The sequence below is a fragment of the Pyxidicoccus sp. M15 genome (assembly GCF_056858435.1).
The window spans coordinates 3,058,535-3,073,276 of the sequence record NZ_CM166495.1; the positions used below are offsets into that span (position 1 = coordinate 3,058,535).

Annotated in this window: 13 protein-coding genes; 9 read left to right on the forward strand and 4 right to left on the reverse strand. The window is 68.9% G+C overall.

The features are described 5' to 3' along the window. Positions 1-128 precede the first annotated feature (128 nt). Positions 129-1,421: a porin gene (locus ACX9TP_RS12395; RefSeq protein WP_482979924.1), complete on the reverse strand. Its 1,293-nt coding sequence runs from the start codon at positions 1,419-1,421 to the stop codon at positions 129-131. A gap of 474 nt (positions 1,422-1,895) precedes the next feature. On the opposite strand from ACX9TP_RS12395, the gene ACX9TP_RS12400 reads away from it, so the two are divergent. Beyond that, positions 1,896-2,798 carry a CPBP family intramembrane glutamic endopeptidase gene (locus ACX9TP_RS12400; RefSeq protein ID WP_482979925.1) on the forward strand — a complete coding sequence of 301 codons (903 nt, stop codon included), beginning with the start codon at positions 1,896-1,898 and terminating at the stop codon, positions 2,796-2,798. Between the two features lie 225 nt (positions 2,799-3,023). Here ACX9TP_RS12400 and ACX9TP_RS12405 read toward each other — a convergent pair whose 3' ends face one another. Further along, positions 3,024-4,259 (reverse strand): hypothetical protein, encoded by a 1,236-nt coding sequence (locus ACX9TP_RS12405; RefSeq protein ID WP_482979926.1) that lies wholly within the window; start codon positions 4,257-4,259, stop codon positions 3,024-3,026. A gap of 516 nt (positions 4,260-4,775) precedes the next feature. On the opposite strand from ACX9TP_RS12405, the gene ACX9TP_RS12410 reads away from it, so the two are divergent. The 3 genes from ACX9TP_RS12410 to ACX9TP_RS12420 all read left to right on the forward strand — a co-directional run bounded on the left by ACX9TP_RS12410 (position 4,776) and on the right by ACX9TP_RS12420 (position 7,769). Continuing rightward, positions 4,776-6,017: a hypothetical protein gene (locus tag ACX9TP_RS12410; RefSeq protein WP_482979927.1), complete on the forward strand. Its 1,242-nt coding sequence runs from the start codon at positions 4,776-4,778 to the stop codon at positions 6,015-6,017. A 189-nt stretch (positions 6,018-6,206) separates the two neighbouring features. After that, positions 6,207-7,382, forward strand: coding sequence for an SGNH/GDSL hydrolase family protein (locus ACX9TP_RS12415; protein WP_482979928.1), 1,176 nt, complete (start codon positions 6,207-6,209; stop codon positions 7,380-7,382). Between the two features lie 54 nt (positions 7,383-7,436). After that, positions 7,437-7,769 carry a MazG nucleotide pyrophosphohydrolase domain-containing protein gene (locus ACX9TP_RS12420; protein ID WP_482979929.1) on the forward strand — a complete coding sequence of 111 codons (333 nt, stop codon included), beginning with the start codon at positions 7,437-7,439 and terminating at the stop codon, positions 7,767-7,769. A gap of 7 nt (positions 7,770-7,776) precedes the next feature. On the opposite strand, the gene ACX9TP_RS12425 is transcribed toward ACX9TP_RS12420, so the two are convergent. Then, the gene (locus ACX9TP_RS12425; RefSeq protein ID WP_482979930.1) at positions 7,777-8,067 is read right to left on the reverse strand and encodes a hypothetical protein; all 291 of its coding nucleotides are present in this window, start codon (positions 8,065-8,067) and stop codon (positions 7,777-7,779) included. 158 nt (positions 8,068-8,225) lie between these two features. On the opposite strand from ACX9TP_RS12425, the gene ACX9TP_RS12430 reads away from it, so the two are divergent. The 5 genes from ACX9TP_RS12430 to ACX9TP_RS12450 all read left to right on the forward strand — a co-directional run bounded on the left by ACX9TP_RS12430 (position 8,226) and on the right by ACX9TP_RS12450 (position 13,112). Next, positions 8,226-8,825: a LemA family protein gene (locus ACX9TP_RS12430; RefSeq protein ID WP_482979931.1), complete on the forward strand. Its 600-nt coding sequence runs from the start codon at positions 8,226-8,228 to the stop codon at positions 8,823-8,825. Beyond that, entirely contained in the window at positions 8,825-9,628 is an 804-nt protein-coding gene (locus ACX9TP_RS12435; protein WP_482979932.1) for a TPM domain-containing protein, read from the forward strand. Before ACX9TP_RS12430 ends, ACX9TP_RS12435 begins: the two co-directional genes overlap by 1 nt. Positions 9,629-9,936: 308 nt before the next feature. Beyond that, positions 9,937-12,000 carry a carbon starvation CstA family protein gene (locus ACX9TP_RS12440; RefSeq protein ID WP_482979933.1) on the forward strand — a complete coding sequence of 688 codons (2,064 nt, stop codon included), beginning with the start codon at positions 9,937-9,939 and terminating at the stop codon, positions 11,998-12,000. Position 12,001: 1 nt separating this feature from the next. Further along, on the forward strand, positions 12,002-12,205 hold the full coding sequence (locus ACX9TP_RS12445) for a YbdD/YjiX family protein (RefSeq protein WP_482979934.1): 204 nt from the start codon (positions 12,002-12,004) through the stop codon (positions 12,203-12,205). A 259-nt stretch (positions 12,206-12,464) separates the two neighbouring features. Further along, positions 12,465-13,112: a VTT domain-containing protein gene (locus ACX9TP_RS12450; RefSeq protein WP_482979935.1), complete on the forward strand. Its 648-nt coding sequence runs from the start codon at positions 12,465-12,467 to the stop codon at positions 13,110-13,112. Between the two features lie 66 nt (positions 13,113-13,178). Here ACX9TP_RS12450 and ACX9TP_RS12455 read toward each other — a convergent pair whose 3' ends face one another. Further along, positions 13,179-14,618: a golvesin C-terminal-like domain-containing protein gene (locus tag ACX9TP_RS12455; protein ID WP_482979936.1), complete on the reverse strand. Its 1,440-nt coding sequence runs from the start codon at positions 14,616-14,618 to the stop codon at positions 13,179-13,181. Between the last annotated feature and the right edge of the window lie 124 nt (positions 14,619-14,742).

Sequence of the window (14,742 nt, forward strand, 5' to 3'; positions counted from 1 at the left end):
AGGGTGTGGGTTTCAAGACATAGTACAGCGCGGGCTCGAGGTCAGGCGCACCCGGGGTGACTCCGATGACGAAGAGCTCGCCAGGTCTGTCTTCGCACCCGCCGTGTGGCCTGTCTGCCGATGAGGCCTCAGAAGGACGCGTCGAGCTGGAGCCGGACGAGGTGCCGTGCCGGTCCCGTCCGGCCGAACTGATAGGCGTAGTCCCCCTGGAACTTGAAGGCATGCCCGTTCAGGTAGAGGTTCAGGCCCGCGCCCACCTCCCGTCCCTGCTGGTCCACCTGGGCGATGAGCGCGGGGTCGCTGTCCGGGTCCACCCGCTGCAGGTCGAAGCGCCCGGTGGCCTCCAGCTTCGAGGTGAGCATGTAGCCCGCCTGCACGACGTAGCCCCAGCCCGAGCGGGACCACTCGCGGGCCGGCTGCCCGTTGATGGTGCCGTCCCGGTACGAGGGGGACGCGTGACGGTAGAGGAGCTCCGCGAGCACGGAGAGGCCGCGGTACTTGAACACCGCGTCCACGTCCGCGTGCACGTAGTCGAAGGTGCCGAGCGTGAAGGTGGCGCCCGTGGTGCTGCGCTGCCGGTTCGTCTTCTGGTTGTACGCGCCGGCCACGCCCACCATCAGCCGGGGCCTGGGCAGCCGCTGCAGGTCCCCCTCCACGTCGTCGTCGAAGGCGCCGAAGGGCCGCACCGCGAAGCGGGCGACGTAGAGCAGGCCCGGAGTCGAGGGCCCGAAGCGGTTGCGGCCCTCGCCTCCGAAGAACCCCAGGTTGTAGCTCAGCAGCCCGTCCACCCCGAGGAAGTCGTTCGAGGACAGCATCACCCCCATGTCCCGGTCCAACGTCAGCTCGCCGATGATGATGGGCCGGTCCACGAACTGAAGGCTCGACTCGCGGATGGTGCGCGCGCGGTCGAAGGGAACGAAGAACTGGCCCACGCGGATGTTCAAATCGCGCACCGCCGTGTACTCGACCCAGGCATCGAACAGCGGGCTGGAGGAGCCGGGCTCGAAGTCGCTGCCTCCGAAGGCGAGCTGCAGCGTGTACTTGAGGTCCGGGTCGAAGACGTGGCCCTGGAGGAAGAGCCGCACCGTGCGCACGTTCTGCTCCTGCGTCCAGCGCCGGGGCGCCCCCTCCACGTCCTGGCCCGTCACCGTCTCCCGCATCTGGAAACGGGCCCGCACCGTCGCGGAGTACTTCCCGTCATCCGTCGCCACGGTGAAGCCCTTGCCGGGTGAGGCGGTGATGGTGACCCCCGGCGACGGGGGCGGCGTGGGCTGGGACTCGGCCGGGACGTCCGGCTCCCGCGGAGCCTGGGGGGCTGGAGCAGGCTCCGGGGGCGCGGCTCGAGCCCACGCTCCCAGGGAGAGCCACAGGGAAGCGAAGAGGACGGCCTTCGTGGATACACGAGGAGCGGGATTGGGCATGGAGGGACGCCAGCACAGACGTGAAGGGACACTGCACGTGCTACCGGGGGGGCCGGTCAGCACAGGAGAACGACAAAGGGCCGCTGAGGGAAGGGGACCGCGGGGCGCTCAGCACGCGCGACAACAACAACACTGCCCGGACCGGCCGATGGCGCTGGCACTGACGTGCCGAGCAGGCCCTTCGAGGCCGGAGGGGCGGGAGCAACCTGGCGTGTAGACGGGAGTGTTGGACATGGGGTGCTGACACGCCAGGACGTCGCAAACATTGTTAACCGTCATTGACGCAACACGCAAGACACCCGATGCGGCGGAGCACGACCGCCGGACCCTTGTGGAGGAAAGACGCAGCGGCGGGAGGGCCTCCACGAGCGAGGTGCTCGCGTGCCTGCGGCAGAACCTGTGGGGCTCGCGGCAGGGGCGCATGGTGCGCGCCCCCGGCGCCTGGGCCCGGGACGTGGGGTAGCATCCCGGCGCATGGACGAAGCCAGACGCGCACGGCGGGGACTGTGGGTCTTCTTTGGGGTGCTCATCGTCCTCTCGGCGGTCTTCGAGTGGATGATCATCCGCCGGGTGCCGTTCCTGGACAGGATATGGAAGGTCGTCCTGCTGATGTGGTCGCCCGCCGTCGCGTCCTTCGCCGCGAGAATCGCGACGCGTGAAGGGTGGGGCGACCTGTCGTTCCGCATCGGCGGAGCAGCGGGCCGGCGCGCCCTGCTGTATGCCTTTGGCTTCCCGCTTGGCGTGGGAGCACTGTCGTACGGTCTCGCCTGGGCCACGGGGCTCGCCAGCTTCGACCCGCCAATGCAGGACTACCTCGTGCTGCCGCAATGGGTGTGGACGGTGGAGAGCACCGGCGAGCCCGCGGTCCGGTTCGCGAAGCAGCTCGCGTTGCACCTGACGCTGGGCACGGTGGTGGGGTGCATCTGGGCGGCGGGAGAGGAAATCGGCTGGCGGGGCTACCTTGCGCCGCGCCTGCTCGACGCGCGTGTGCCGGGGGGATTGGCGCTGAGCGGGCTCGTATGGGCCCTATGGCACCTGCCGCTCATTCTCCGCCCGGGCGGCCACTTCGGTCCGAGCCGGCTCCTGGCGGCGCTGCTCTTCGTCATCCTGTTGGTGCCGCTGGGCGTGGCCCTGGCACGCCTGCGAATGGAGACGGGAAGCATCTGGCCGCCCATCGTGCTCCATGGGGTGTGGAATGAAGCGCTCTCCGCGTTCGGGGCGGCGACGAACCCCGCCGACAGCATCTGGCTGGGCGAGTCCGGTCTCATCCTGGTGCCCGTGAGCCTGCTGCTCCTCGTGCCACTGCTGCGCGGAAGCTGGAGCGCGAGGCGGGCCCCGGAGACCGTGCCCTACGCGAGCTTCAGCGCGCGCTCGTAGCCTTGCTCATGCGCCTGGCCACCTCGCCGTACTTCAACTGAACCGTGGGCCCGCTCCACGGCTGCTGGAGCGGGCCCACCGGTGCTTCATCGCGTTCGGCCAGATGGAGCTCCTCCGCGCCGGTGGCCTCGTCCGACCCAGGCTCGCTGCACGCGGCCAGCCCCAGCACCAGCGGGGCACAGGCCGTCTGACGGAAGGGATGGCTGTTCGTGTCGGGGCGCTCTCTCAGTTCATCCGGCAGTAGGAGCCGGAGACCGCGGACCAGGACGTGCCCATGCACTCGTAGAAGGTGTTGCCGCCTCCGCACACCTCCATGTGGCACGAGGTGTTGGCCGCACTGATGGGGGTGCCGTTGAGGTGCGCTCCGTTGGCGCAGGAGCACGTGCCTCCACACGCCACGCCCGTGTTCAGCCACTGGTTGCCGGTGCCGCACTCATAGAGGTTGTTGTCCGAGCCGCAGGTGCGGAAGCCGCAGTAGGTGAGGGACTGGGGAATGGGGGTGCCATTCTTGTAGGCGCCGTTGGCGCACGAGCACGTCTTCGGCGCGGCGCTGCCGGAAAGACACGAGTCCGGCTGACCCGCGGGCGCGCGGTTGCAGCCATTGGCGCACACCTGCTTCACGACAGGGACGCCCCCCTTGCACACGTAGAGGAAGTTCGGGTCCCCCGGCACGCCGTTGTTCCCGCAGAACAGGCCGCCCTCGGGGCTGCAGTTCCCGGGAGGAGGAGGCGGCGGAGGAGGAGGCGGCGTGGTGCCGTACCAGTAGCTCTCGCCATACAGGTTGAGCATGGCGCGCGTCCCTACGTCGTACTTCGCCTTGACGGTGTACCAGTCGCTCGAGCCCCAGGTCGTGCCGTTGTAGTGGCGGGCGAGGACCCCGAGCCAGAGGTCCCACGAAGGCCCGCCCACCCGGATGTTGTTGAGCCAGTTGTACATGTCCTGCCGCGTCGCGAAGTAGGGCGTGTGGGTGGAGTACCAGGACATATCGAGGACGTACTGGACGGCGCGCGTGATGCTCCCCTGGACCGTCAGGATGCCATTGCCGTACAGCGACAGCGTGTCGCTATAGGTGCCGGGGGCGTCGAACTGGAACATCCCGAGTCCACCCGCCTGGGCGCTGCAGAGACCATCCCAGTAGCCCGCCAGGATGGGGCCGTTGCAGTCCGCGGAGTAGGGTCCGGGGCACTCATCGGTGGGGTGCTCGCCGTAACAGAACGCCATGCCGGTCTCCGTGTTGGCGATTCCGGCCCACAGGAGCGGGTTGTCGACGTTGGGGTCCGCGGCCAGCACGGACTTGATGAGGTCCGAGCGCTGGCGCATGACGGTGGCGGACACCTGTGCTTGTGATTGCTCCGCCAGTGCATCGTTCGCCCCGGGTTCATCCTCCGTGGGCTGGCAGGCGCCCAGCCCGAGGGCCAGGGTGAGCAGGGCCCATCGACAGACGGAATGTTTGGCTTTCATGTGGTCTCCTCGCGAGTGGGACTCGCCCCCCTCGATACGGTCGAGCATCGACCTGCGGGGAGTGTCGGGGCTCTCGCGGGAGCCGTGGAATTAAGCCGAATTAAATCGAGGTTCGGAGCGTCTGGCGCACCGTCCGAGCGGCGTCCGGCAGGCGCCTGGGGCCTCGCAGCGCTGGGGCTCGCGACGTGCGCGGGAGGCTTGAGATGTCAGGGGCCTGCCCCATGCTCGCGGGGCCTTCGCCGCGTCTTCAGGCGCGCGCCCAGGAACGCGTAGCACACAGCCCTCGAGCCCAGAAGTCAGGTGACGCAACCGTGGCGCGAGCGCGGTGGCGCAAGAGCCTGCGGATGTAACTTTGCCATCCTCCTTCACGGCGAACGGCGGTTTCTCAGCCGGCCACATTCAATGTCTGCCAAAGTCAGGCGAAACAAGGAAAAATAGAATAGCCAAGAAATCGCGTTGAATTTAGAGAAGGGGCGATTGGCGTGATGCCAATCCTTTGCGAACAAAAGGAATCCCATGTCCAAGCTTCAGAAGTCCCTGCTGACGGCTTCCGTCGTACTCCTGGGGTTGAGCGGGTGTGGCGGCGCCGACGTCGCGCAAGCGGAGACGGCCAGCACCCGCCAGGGCGTGGACGTGGCAACGGCCATTCCCCTCCCCATCCCCGCGTGCGTGGGCGCCCTGGACACGGATGGCGACACTGTCTGCGACATCGTGGAAACGTTGCTGGGCACCAACCCCAACAACCCCGACACGGACGGAGACCGGCTCAATGACTACGCGGAGTCGTTCGGCTTCACCGGCCTGGACCTGACGACCCTGGGCGCGAACCCTCGCAGGAAGGACATCTTCATCGAGGCGGACTACTACCCGGGTCTCCAGCCGACGCAGGCGATGCTGAACCGGGTCATCACGGCCTTCGCCAACGCACCGGTCCCGAACCCGGATGGCTCCACGGGCATCACGCTGCACATGGTGGTGGACCAGCAGATCGCCGCGGCGGACGCGGACGTGGACCTGAACCCCGTCTGGACGGACTTCGACGTCATCAAGGCGAAGTACTTCGCCGCGATTCGCGCGCCCTACTTCCACTACATGCTGTTCGCGAACCGGTACAGCGGCGGGAACTCCAGCGGCATCTCGCGCGGCATTCCCGCGCATGACTTCGTGGTGACGCTGGGCTTCATCGGGGGGGGCACGGAGCTGCAGCAGGCCGGCACCCTCATGCACGAGCTGGGGCACAACATCGGCCTGCGCCACGGCGGCACCGACAATGCCAACTACAAGCCCAACTACCTGAGCATCATGAACTACTCGTACCAGTTCTATGGCTTCGGCATTGGCGGCTTGAACAACGTGCTCGACTATTCGCGCGTGCAGGTGGCCGCCTTCAACGAACAGAGCATCAACGAGGTCTCCGCGTTCACGCCCGTCGCCCCGACCACCGAAGCGGACCTCGCGCGGATCAGCGCGCTTCGCTTCAACAACGTCCAGGTCGTTGGCAACGCGAGCGCCAACCTGGACTTCAATGCCAATGGGAACATCCAGGCCACGTCCTACGCCCGGGACCTCGACGGCTCCGGCGCCAGCGCGTTCCCCGCGTCGCAGAACGACTGGCTGGCCCTCGCGTATGACGGTGGTGGGCAGATTGGCTTCGCCACGCCGGGCATCACCCAGGACCTGGGTCGCGAGGAACAGTACCTCGTCGCCCCCGAGAAGATGGACCCCTGCCTTACCGTGGACGAGCGCGACGCCCGGTAGTCCCCGCCGTCCCGGCTGAAGCGTCGCACTCGGCCGCCGGGCCCTCCTTCATGGAGGGCCCGGCGGTCGTGTCTCCAGGGCAGGCCACGCAGCCACCTGGGGCGCAGGGACTGCTGGGCCGGCGGCCATCCAGGCTCCCTGCTTCCCGTCCCTCCGCCGGGCAGGGTCGCCCGTGGTAGAGCAGGGGCCATGAAGCGGCGGAACGTGGCGCTCGGACTCTGCGCATGGCTGGCGGCGTGTACGACGTCCCCGGTGTCGAACCCCTCTCCCGGGGCCCTGACATGGGTGAAGGTGTCTCCTTTCGACGCACGCCTTCAATACACCGGGCGGTGGTATGGCTCCGGCGCGGGCGTCGTCTTCTCCCACCCCGGCATGACGATTCGCGCGCGCTTCTGGGGAGACGCGGTGCGGATGCGCCTCGACGACTTCGGCCTCGGCGGCGACGTGGGGACGAACTACTTCGATGTGAGCCTCGATGGAGGGCCGCCGAAGCTGCTCGCCGTCCAGCGGGGGGATTCCACCTACGAGCTCGCCAGCGGGCTGGAGCCCGGGCTCCACACGGTGGAAGTCCTCAAGCGGACCGAGTCTTCCGTGGGCCACAGCGCGCTCGTCGCGCTCGAGGTCCACGGTGAGCTGAGGGAGCCGCCGGCCCGCCCCGGGTTGCGGATGGAGTTCGTCGGCGACTCCATCACCTGCGGTTATGGCACCGAAGTCGCGCTCGTTCCCGACTCGCCGTCGTGGAGGGCGCCGACCTTCACGTCGAAGAACGAGAGCCCCACGCGGAGCTATGGCTGGCTCACGGCCCGGAACCTGGGCGCGGAGCTGGTGAATGTCTGTTATTCGGGCCACGGCGTGTACCGCAACCTGGACATGTCGACGTCGGACCTGCTGCCGGCCATCTACGAGCTCGCGGTGCCGGGGCAGCCCGCGGCCTGGGACTCCAGGGGCTATTCACCCGACGTGATTGTCATCAACGCCGGCACCAACGACGCCTTCGCCGGCTTCGGTACGGCTCAGTTTCTTCCCGACGAGACAGCGTTCAAGACGGCGTACCGGAAGTTCCTCGTGCGCCTGCGCGAGCTGCACCCGAAGGCCCGCATCGTGTGCACGCTCGGCAGCATGACGGACGGGTACAAGCAGCAGGAAGTGGACGGCACCGTGTCCTCGGCGCACGTCGGCGACTGGGTCACCGACCTGGTGGCGGAGCGCAACCGCGCGGGCGATGACCGCGTCTACCGCCACCTGATGGCCGTGCAGAATCCCGGAGTCGACGGCGTCGGGGAGGACTGGCATCCGTCGGCCGCCACGCACCGGAAGATGGCGGAGGCGCTGACGCGGTTCCTCCAGGAAACGGTGCTTCGCTGACGCCTCACCACGGGGGCATCGACAGCCCGGCGCGTCTCGCCTAGGAGAAGGGCCATGATCTCCCTCCCTGAAGGCGCGTCGATGAAGGACTACCAGCGCTACATCCACGACCTGGAGGCGCTGCATGGCTGGCTGAAGGTGGACCTCGTCCACAACTGCTTCCTCATGGGCGAGGAGGTGGGCGAGGTGTTCAAGGCGGTGCGCCGCTACAACAAGCTCTTCGACGAGGGCGGCGCCACGCCTCCGGAGCAGGCCCGCGCCCAGCTCGGCGAGGAGCTGGTGGACGTCTTCAACTACCTGCTCGCCATCGCCAACCGGGTGGGCGTGGACCTGGAGCAGGCGTTCCGCGAGAAGAATGCCCGCAACCAGCAACGGACCTGGAGCTGACCGCTCGCTACGGACTGGGCCGGCACCAGCCGCGCGGGTAGGCGTGGCAATAGAAGCCGTCCGGGCACGGGGGCAGCGCGGGCCCGCAGAGCGGAGGATTCGTGGGCTCACAGGCGCCCCGGAGCTCTCCCGTGCAGTAGTAGCCCTCCGGACACGGGGGCAGGTAGGTGCCACAGGCCTGGAGTGCCGACTGCTCCGTCGCGCCAAGCGGCGGCTCCTCCTGGGCCTCCGTCCCGCCGCAGCCCGCCAGCCACACGCCCGCGGCCAGCAAGAACCCCCCGATGAAGCTCGTTCGCATGTCTGCTCCTGGAAAGAGTGATTTCCAGGGTGCGACGGTATTCGTGTTCCTTTGCGTGTACCAGGGGACGGGGCGCCCGGATGGCTGCTCGCCCAGCCCAGCCGGGCGGGCCGGCACTTCTTGTCGGCGCGGAGCGCGGTTCCTACTTTTGACGCCATATGAACGCACGCCCCTTCAGAGGCAGCACGCTGCTGGTGTTGCTCGCGGTTGCAATGCTCACCGGCTGTCAGAAGTACGACGTGCTCATCGAGAAGGACCAGGTGGCCGAGCAGCGCTGGGCGGACCTGGAGGCCGCGCTGCAGCGGCGCGCCGACCTCATCCCCAACCTGGTGAACACGGTGAAGGCCGCGGCCGCCTCTGAGAAGGAAATTCTCAGCAGCGTGCTGGAGGCACGCGCCAAGGCCACCAGCATCCAGCTGAGCGGCGAGGACCTGCAGGACCCGGCGAAGGTGGCCGCGTTCCAGCAGGCCCAGGAGCAGCTGTCCGGCGCGCTCTCGCGATTGCTGGTGGTGCAGGAGAAGTACCCGGACCTGAAGAGCAACGAGAACTTCCGCGCCCTGCAGGTGCAGCTGGAAGGCACGGAGAACCGCATCCTGCGCTCGCGCGAGCAGTACAACGCGGCGGTGCGCGACTACAACACGGAGCTGGGCAAGGTGGGCGGCTCGGTGGTGCGGCGCGCCACCGGTGGCACGTTCAAGCCGCGTGAGTACTTCCGCGCCTCGCCCGCCTCGCAGGCGGCGCCGCAGGTGAACTTCTGATGCGCCCGGTGGCGGCATCGCGCGCGGCCGTCGGCGCGCTCGCGCTGCTGCTGTGCGCGAGCGTGGCGCAGGCGGCCTTCACCCCGCCGCCCATCCAGGGGCACATCACCGACACCGCGGGCGTGCTGGATGCCCAGCGGCGCCGCGTGCTGGAGCAGCGCCTGGAGCAATTGCGCACGCAGTCCGGCTACGAGGTCGCCGTCTTCTTCACCAGCTCGCTCGACGGAGAGACGGTGCAGGACGCGGCGTACACCACCTTCAACACCTGGAAGCTGGGGCAGAAGGGCGCGGACAACGGTGTGCTGCTGCTGGTCGCGCCCAATGAGCGCCAGGTGTGGATGGAGACCGGCAAGGGCGTGGGCGGCGAGCTCACGGACGTGCAGGCCTACGACATCATCAAGCAATACATCGCTCCGCGACTGAAGGCGGGGGAGTACGACGCGGCGGCGGAGGATGGCAGCAATGCCATTGCCCAGACGCTCACCGGGCAGCCCCTGCCGGGCGCCGCGGCCCTGCCTCGCCAGACGCCCGTGAGGCGCGAGCCCCAGGGGACCGGGGGCGTGGGGGGCTTCGGCTGTCTCATGGTGGCCTTCTTCATCTTCTTCATCTTCGCCATGCGGGGCGGGGGACGGGGGCGCGGCAGGCGGCGCGGCATCATCCTCGGCGGTTGGGGCTGGGGCGGTGGTGGTGGCTGGGGTCGCGGCGGGGGTTGGGGTGGTGGGGGCGGCAGAGGAGGCGGTGGCGGCGGCTTCAGCGGCGGTGGTGGCAGCTCGGGCGGTGGCGGCGCGGGCGGCAACTACTAGGGCACCCGGCTCTCCCGGCCGGAGGCGCCTCCTGGTCGGAGGCGCGTGGCCTTCTCGGAGACGCGCGCATTCATCGGCCGCGTCCACCGGTTGATGCGCAACACCTGCGCGGTGCGTCGTGCGGCACGTGCCCGAGGACATCCAGACAGTGCCGGCGTTGCCCGCGGACCTGGCGTGAGCGGCGGCGCCTCACAGGTGACATCCCCCCTCCATTTCGGCCTCTGGGCAGGCGGCCCGCGCGCTAGCCTGTCCCGGAAGGACTCGCTCGGGCCGCGCCTGCGTCGGGGCTCTGGCCGCATGGAGGCATCATGGGTGGAGTGGCTCGAAAGCTGGCGTGGGTGCTGCTGGCCATCGCTGGCGCCGTCAGCCTGGGCATGGTGGCCCTTCACCGGGGGGAGAGCATCAACGCCATCTGGCTGGTGGTGGCGGCCGTCTCCGTCTTCCTCATCGGCTACCGCTTCTATGGGCGCTTCGTGGCGGAGAAGGCCCTGGCCCTGGACCCCACCCGCGCCACCCCGGCCCACCGCCGCAACGACGGCCTGGACTACGTGCCCACGGACCGGTGGGTGCTCTTCGGCCACCACTTCGCCGCCATTGCCGGAGCGGGCCCGCTGGTGGGCCCCGTGCTGGCCGCGCAGATGGGCTACCTGCCCGGCACGCTGTGGATTCTCGTTGGCGGGGTGCTGGCCGGCGCGGTGCAGGACTTCGTCATCCTCTTCCTGTCCGTCCGCCGCGACGGCAAGTCGCTGGGCGACATGGTCCGCATGGAGCTGGGGCCGGCCGCGGGCGTGACGGCGATGATTGGCGTGTTGATGATCATGATGATCATCCTCGCCGTGCTCGCGCTGGTGGTGGTGAAGGCGCTGACGCACAGCCCCTGGGGCACCTTCACCGTCGCGATGACCATTCCCATCGCCGTGCTGATGGGCGTGTACCTGCGCTACCTCCGCCCCGGCCGCGTGCTGGAAGTGTCCGTCGCCGGCTTCGTGCTGCTGATGCTGTCCATCTGGCTGGGCGGCCACGTCGCCGAGCACGCGTACTGGGGCCCGCTGTTCAACTTCGACAGCAAGGCGCTGGCGTGGATGCTCATCGCCTACGGCTTCTGCGCCTCGGTGCTGCCGGTGTGGCTGCTGCTCGCCCCGCGCGACTACCTGTCCACCTTCCTCAAGATTGGCACCGTGCTGCTGCTGGCGGTGGGCATCATCCTGGCCGCGCCGGAGTTGCGGATGCCCGCCATCACCCGCTTCGTGGACGGCAGCGGCCCGGTGTTCTCCGGGGGCCTGTTCCCGTTCCTGTTCATCACCATCGCCTGCGGCGCGGTGTCCGGCTGGCACTCGCTCATCTCCTCGGGCACCACGCCGAAGATGCTGGCCACCGAGGCGGACGCGCGCGTGGTGGGCTACGGGGGCATGTTGATGGAGTCCTTCGTCGCCATCATGGCGCTCATCGCCGCGTCGGTGCTGGACCCGGGCGTGTACTTCTCCATGAACTCGCCGCCGTCGGTGATTGGCACCACCGTGGAGGAGGCCTCGCGGACCATCAGCCAGTGGGGCTTCGTCGTCACCCCGGAGGTGCTGACCCAGACGGCCCGCGACATCGGCGAGTCCTCCATCCTCTCCCGCGCGGGCGGCGCTCCGACGCTGGCGGTGGGCATGGCGCAAATCCTCCATGGCCTCGTCTCCGGCGAGGGGATGATGGCCTTCTGGTACCACTACGCCATCCTCTTCGAGGCCCTGTTCATCCTCACCACCGTGGATGCGGGCACGCGCGTGGGCCGCTTCATGATCCAGGAGCTGGCCGGCCTGGTGTACGCGCCCCTGAAGCGGACGGAGTCCTGGGCGGCGAACATGATTGCCACGGCCGTGTGCGTGGGGGCGTGGGGCTACTTCCTCTACCAGGGCGTGGTGGACCCGCTGGGCGGCATCAACACGCTGTGGCCGCTGTTCGGCATCGCCAACCAGATGCTGGCGGCGATTGCCCTCACCCTGGCGTCCGTGGTGCTGGTGAAGATGAAGCGCGAGCGCTACGCCTGGGTCCCCGCGATTCCCGCCGTGTGGCTGGTCATCTGCACGCTGACGGCGGGCTGGCAGAAGGTCTTCGGCGGGGACGTGCGGGTGTCCTTCGTCGCCCATGCGCGCGCGTTCTCCGCGGCGATGGAGGAGGGCAGGGTGCTGGCGCCCGCGAAGTCCGTGGAGGAGATGGAGCGCATCATCCACAACGACTACCTGGACGCCACCCTCACCGGGCTGTTCATGCTGCTGGTGGTGGCCACCCTCCTCTTCGGCCTGCGCGCCGCGCTGGCGGCCCGCCGCTCGCCGGTGCCCACGGACCGGGAGACGCCGCCGGTGCCCCTCGCCGTGGAGGCCCGCTGACATGGCCGCCGCATGGACGTGGCTGGAGCAGGGCTGGCGCCGCGCGGTGCAGACCGCCCGGCTGATGATTGGCGTGCCCGACTACGACACCTACGTCGCGCACATGCGCCAGCACCATCCGGAGCGGGAGGTGATGAGCTACGCCCGCTTCTTCGACGAGCGGCTCCAGGCCCGCTACCGCGGAGGCGGCGGTCGCTGCTGCTGAACGCGCCTCCTGGAGTGGGGGAGACGAGGTGCGGGTTCGAAGAAGTGGAGGGGGGCTCTTCGGGCTGGGCGATGATGTGCGCCGGACAGCGCGGCGGGCCCTGGCCCTACATGCGCCAGGCGGACGGCGTCTACCAGGGAGGGGGGCCGCCAGGCGTCCGACATCCGGGGCCACCCGGCCCCCCGGGAAAGGGGTCGGGCTGACAGGCGCACGCAACACTCTCGTGGAAGGGGGCCTGTTGCTGATAGGCAGTCAGCCCATGATGGAATTGCTCCAGAAGCTCCTCCACCTCATCCGCGACCCCGGACCCCTCATCGAGTGGGCCGGCTATCCGGGCCTGTTCCTCATCATCTTCCTGGAGACAGGCGCGCTCGTCTTCTTCCTGCCGGGAGACTCGCTCCTCGTCACCGCGGGCCTGTACGCGGCGAAGGGGGACCTGAACATCTGGTTGCTCAATGCGCTGCTCATCCCCGCGGCCATCATCGGCGACGCGGTGAGCTACCAGATTGGCAAGCGGGGCGGGGCGGCGCTCTTCAACAAGCCGGAGTCGCGCCTGTTCAAGCCCGAGTACCTCCAGCGCGCGCACGAGTTCTACGAGAAGCACGGTGGCAAGGCCATCATCATCGCGCGCTTCATGCCGCTGGTGCGCACCTTCGTGCCCGTGGTGGCCGGCGCCGCGAACATGCCCTACCGCCGCTTCGCCACGTACAACGTCGTGGGCGGCGCGGCGTGGATTCTGTCCATGTCCTTCACGGGCTACGTGCTCGGCAACATCGTCCCCAACATCGACAAGCACATCGAGAAGGTCATCATCCTCGTGGTGCTCGTGTCGCTGTCGCCCGGCATCTGGGAGTTCGCGAAGGCGAAGCTGGCGGCCCGCCGCGCTGGCCGCGCGCCCAGCGCCTGAGCAGGGAAGCCGGCACCGGGGGCACGGGAGCCCGAGCGGCTCCGGTGCCCCCGTTCCTTTTCGCGGCTACCGCACGCGGACGGCGTCGGCCATGACGACGTAGCCCGTCGTCGTCCAGCGGCTCAGTTGCACCTTGTTCCAGCCCGCGGGGAAGCTCCACGTGCCGAGCGTGTTCCACTGGCCGCCGTTGACCTGCTGGTTGACGGCCACGGTGGCCAGGGTGGTGCCCGAGGCGTTGGTGATGATGAAGGGCGCCGTCGGAGAGCGGTTGGTGCCCGCCACCCACCACGCGTCGATGGTCTTCGTGGCCGCCGCGGGCAGGTAGAAGAAGAACACCACCGGGTCGGAGAGGGCCTGCGTGGAGGCGTAGTAGTAGCCGCTGCCGTAGTAGCCGGCGCTGGTGCCCTGGGCCCAGTTGGCGGACACCTGGACGTAGCCCTTGGTGGTGTCGTTGTTGGCGTTGTGGCTGTCGATGACCAGGCCCGTCGTGGTGCCTCCGCCCGTCGTCCACAGGTACGTCACGTCCACCCAGTCGTTGTTGCTCATCCCCAGGTCCGTCCAGAACGAGCCGTCCGCGATGTCGATGCCCGCGGGGTTGGAGGGCCGGCGTCCGAACTGGTCCAGCCCGCCGTTGAAGCCGTCCTGGTACGCGGCCTGGGCCTCGGGCTTGCCCTGCGGCAGCGTCTTCCACATCTCCCGGATGCTGGAGGGGTTCCAGTAGTCGTCCTTCGTGTTCCACGGCCCCACGTCCCAGACGGACGTCGTCGTGCACTTCGCCGTCTTCGAGTAGCAGACGCGCACCTGGTACTCGGAGCCGCCCTTGGACGCGAGCGCCCGGCGCGAGGGCAGCGCGACGAAGCGGTCATAGCTCTTGATGACGTGGCCGTTGGCGGTGGTGCCGCCCACCAGGCCCTCGCGCGTGGCGTAGATGCGGTAGGTCAGCGGCGCGAGCGTCTGGAGGTCCGCCTCGGAGGTGCCGCCCTCCAGCGTCCCCTCCAGCGCCACGTCCCGCACCACGGGGCCCCGGCCGTGCTCGTCCGCCACGAGCGCGAGCCGCACCTGCACCTCCGTGCCGGCGCGGGGCAGGCGCACGGCCTCGCCCGCGCTGGAGGTGCTCCACTCACTCCAGGCGCCGTGGGCCAGGCGCACGCGGACGTCCACCTCGACGCTCGTGCCCAGGAAGGACTTCGCCTGGACGAGCGGGCGGACGGTGTCCACCGGCTGCTCCAGCCCGCGGGCCGGGAAGGTGTAGAGGCCGGTGAGCCGCAGCAGGCCCTCGCGCCGGCGCATGACGGCGTTGGGCTCGTACAAGAGCCCGTCCCGCGTGCGCACCAGGTCGCTGGAGCCTTCACCCGACGCCAGGTCCTCCGTCCAGCTCACGGTGCCAGCGCGCCCGGGCTCGGACGCGCGGAGGGATTCCGGAGCAGGCTCGGCGAAGGCGGCGCCTCCTCCCAGCGTGACTCCCACCAGCAACGTCATCAGCGTCGACTTCAACCTCGAGCGCATGCACGGGCTCCTTGGAATGGGGATTCCTGAGAAAGCTACATTCCAAGGATTGCCGTTCAGGTCTCTCTTTGTCTCCTAAAATGAGAAACCGGACACCAGCGGGCGCGCGGGCCAGGACCCCGCG

Bases quoted from the DNA above. Each gene is read 5' to 3' on its own strand.
- ACX9TP_RS12395 (WP_482979924.1), bottom strand. From the start codon at position 1,421: ATGCCCAATCCCGCTCCTCGTGTATCCACGAAGGCCGTCCTCTTCGCT.
- ACX9TP_RS12400 (WP_482979925.1), top strand. From the start codon at position 1,896: ATGGACGAAGCCAGACGCGCACGGCGGGGACTGTGGGTCTTCTTTGGG.
- ACX9TP_RS12405 (WP_482979926.1), bottom strand. From the start codon at position 4,259: ATGAAAGCCAAACATTCCGTCTGTCGATGGGCCCTGCTCACCCTGGCC.
- ACX9TP_RS12410 (WP_482979927.1), top strand. From the start codon at position 4,776: ATGTCCAAGCTTCAGAAGTCCCTGCTGACGGCTTCCGTCGTACTCCTG.
- ACX9TP_RS12415 (WP_482979928.1), top strand. From the start codon at position 6,207: ATGAAGCGGCGGAACGTGGCGCTCGGACTCTGCGCATGGCTGGCGGCG.
- ACX9TP_RS12420 (WP_482979929.1), top strand. From the start codon at position 7,437: ATGATCTCCCTCCCTGAAGGCGCGTCGATGAAGGACTACCAGCGCTAC.
- ACX9TP_RS12425 (WP_482979930.1), bottom strand. From the start codon at position 8,067: ATGCGAACGAGCTTCATCGGGGGGTTCTTGCTGGCCGCGGGCGTGTGG.
- ACX9TP_RS12430 (WP_482979931.1), top strand. From the start codon at position 8,226: ATGAACGCACGCCCCTTCAGAGGCAGCACGCTGCTGGTGTTGCTCGCG.
- ACX9TP_RS12435 (WP_482979932.1), top strand. From the start codon at position 8,825: ATGCGCCCGGTGGCGGCATCGCGCGCGGCCGTCGGCGCGCTCGCGCTG.
- ACX9TP_RS12440 (WP_482979933.1), top strand. From the start codon at position 9,937: ATGGGTGGAGTGGCTCGAAAGCTGGCGTGGGTGCTGCTGGCCATCGCT.
- ACX9TP_RS12445 (WP_482979934.1), top strand. From the start codon at position 12,002: ATGGCCGCCGCATGGACGTGGCTGGAGCAGGGCTGGCGCCGCGCGGTG.
- ACX9TP_RS12450 (WP_482979935.1), top strand. From the start codon at position 12,465: ATGATGGAATTGCTCCAGAAGCTCCTCCACCTCATCCGCGACCCCGGA.
- ACX9TP_RS12455 (WP_482979936.1), bottom strand. From the start codon at position 14,618: ATGCGCTCGAGGTTGAAGTCGACGCTGATGACGTTGCTGGTGGGAGTC.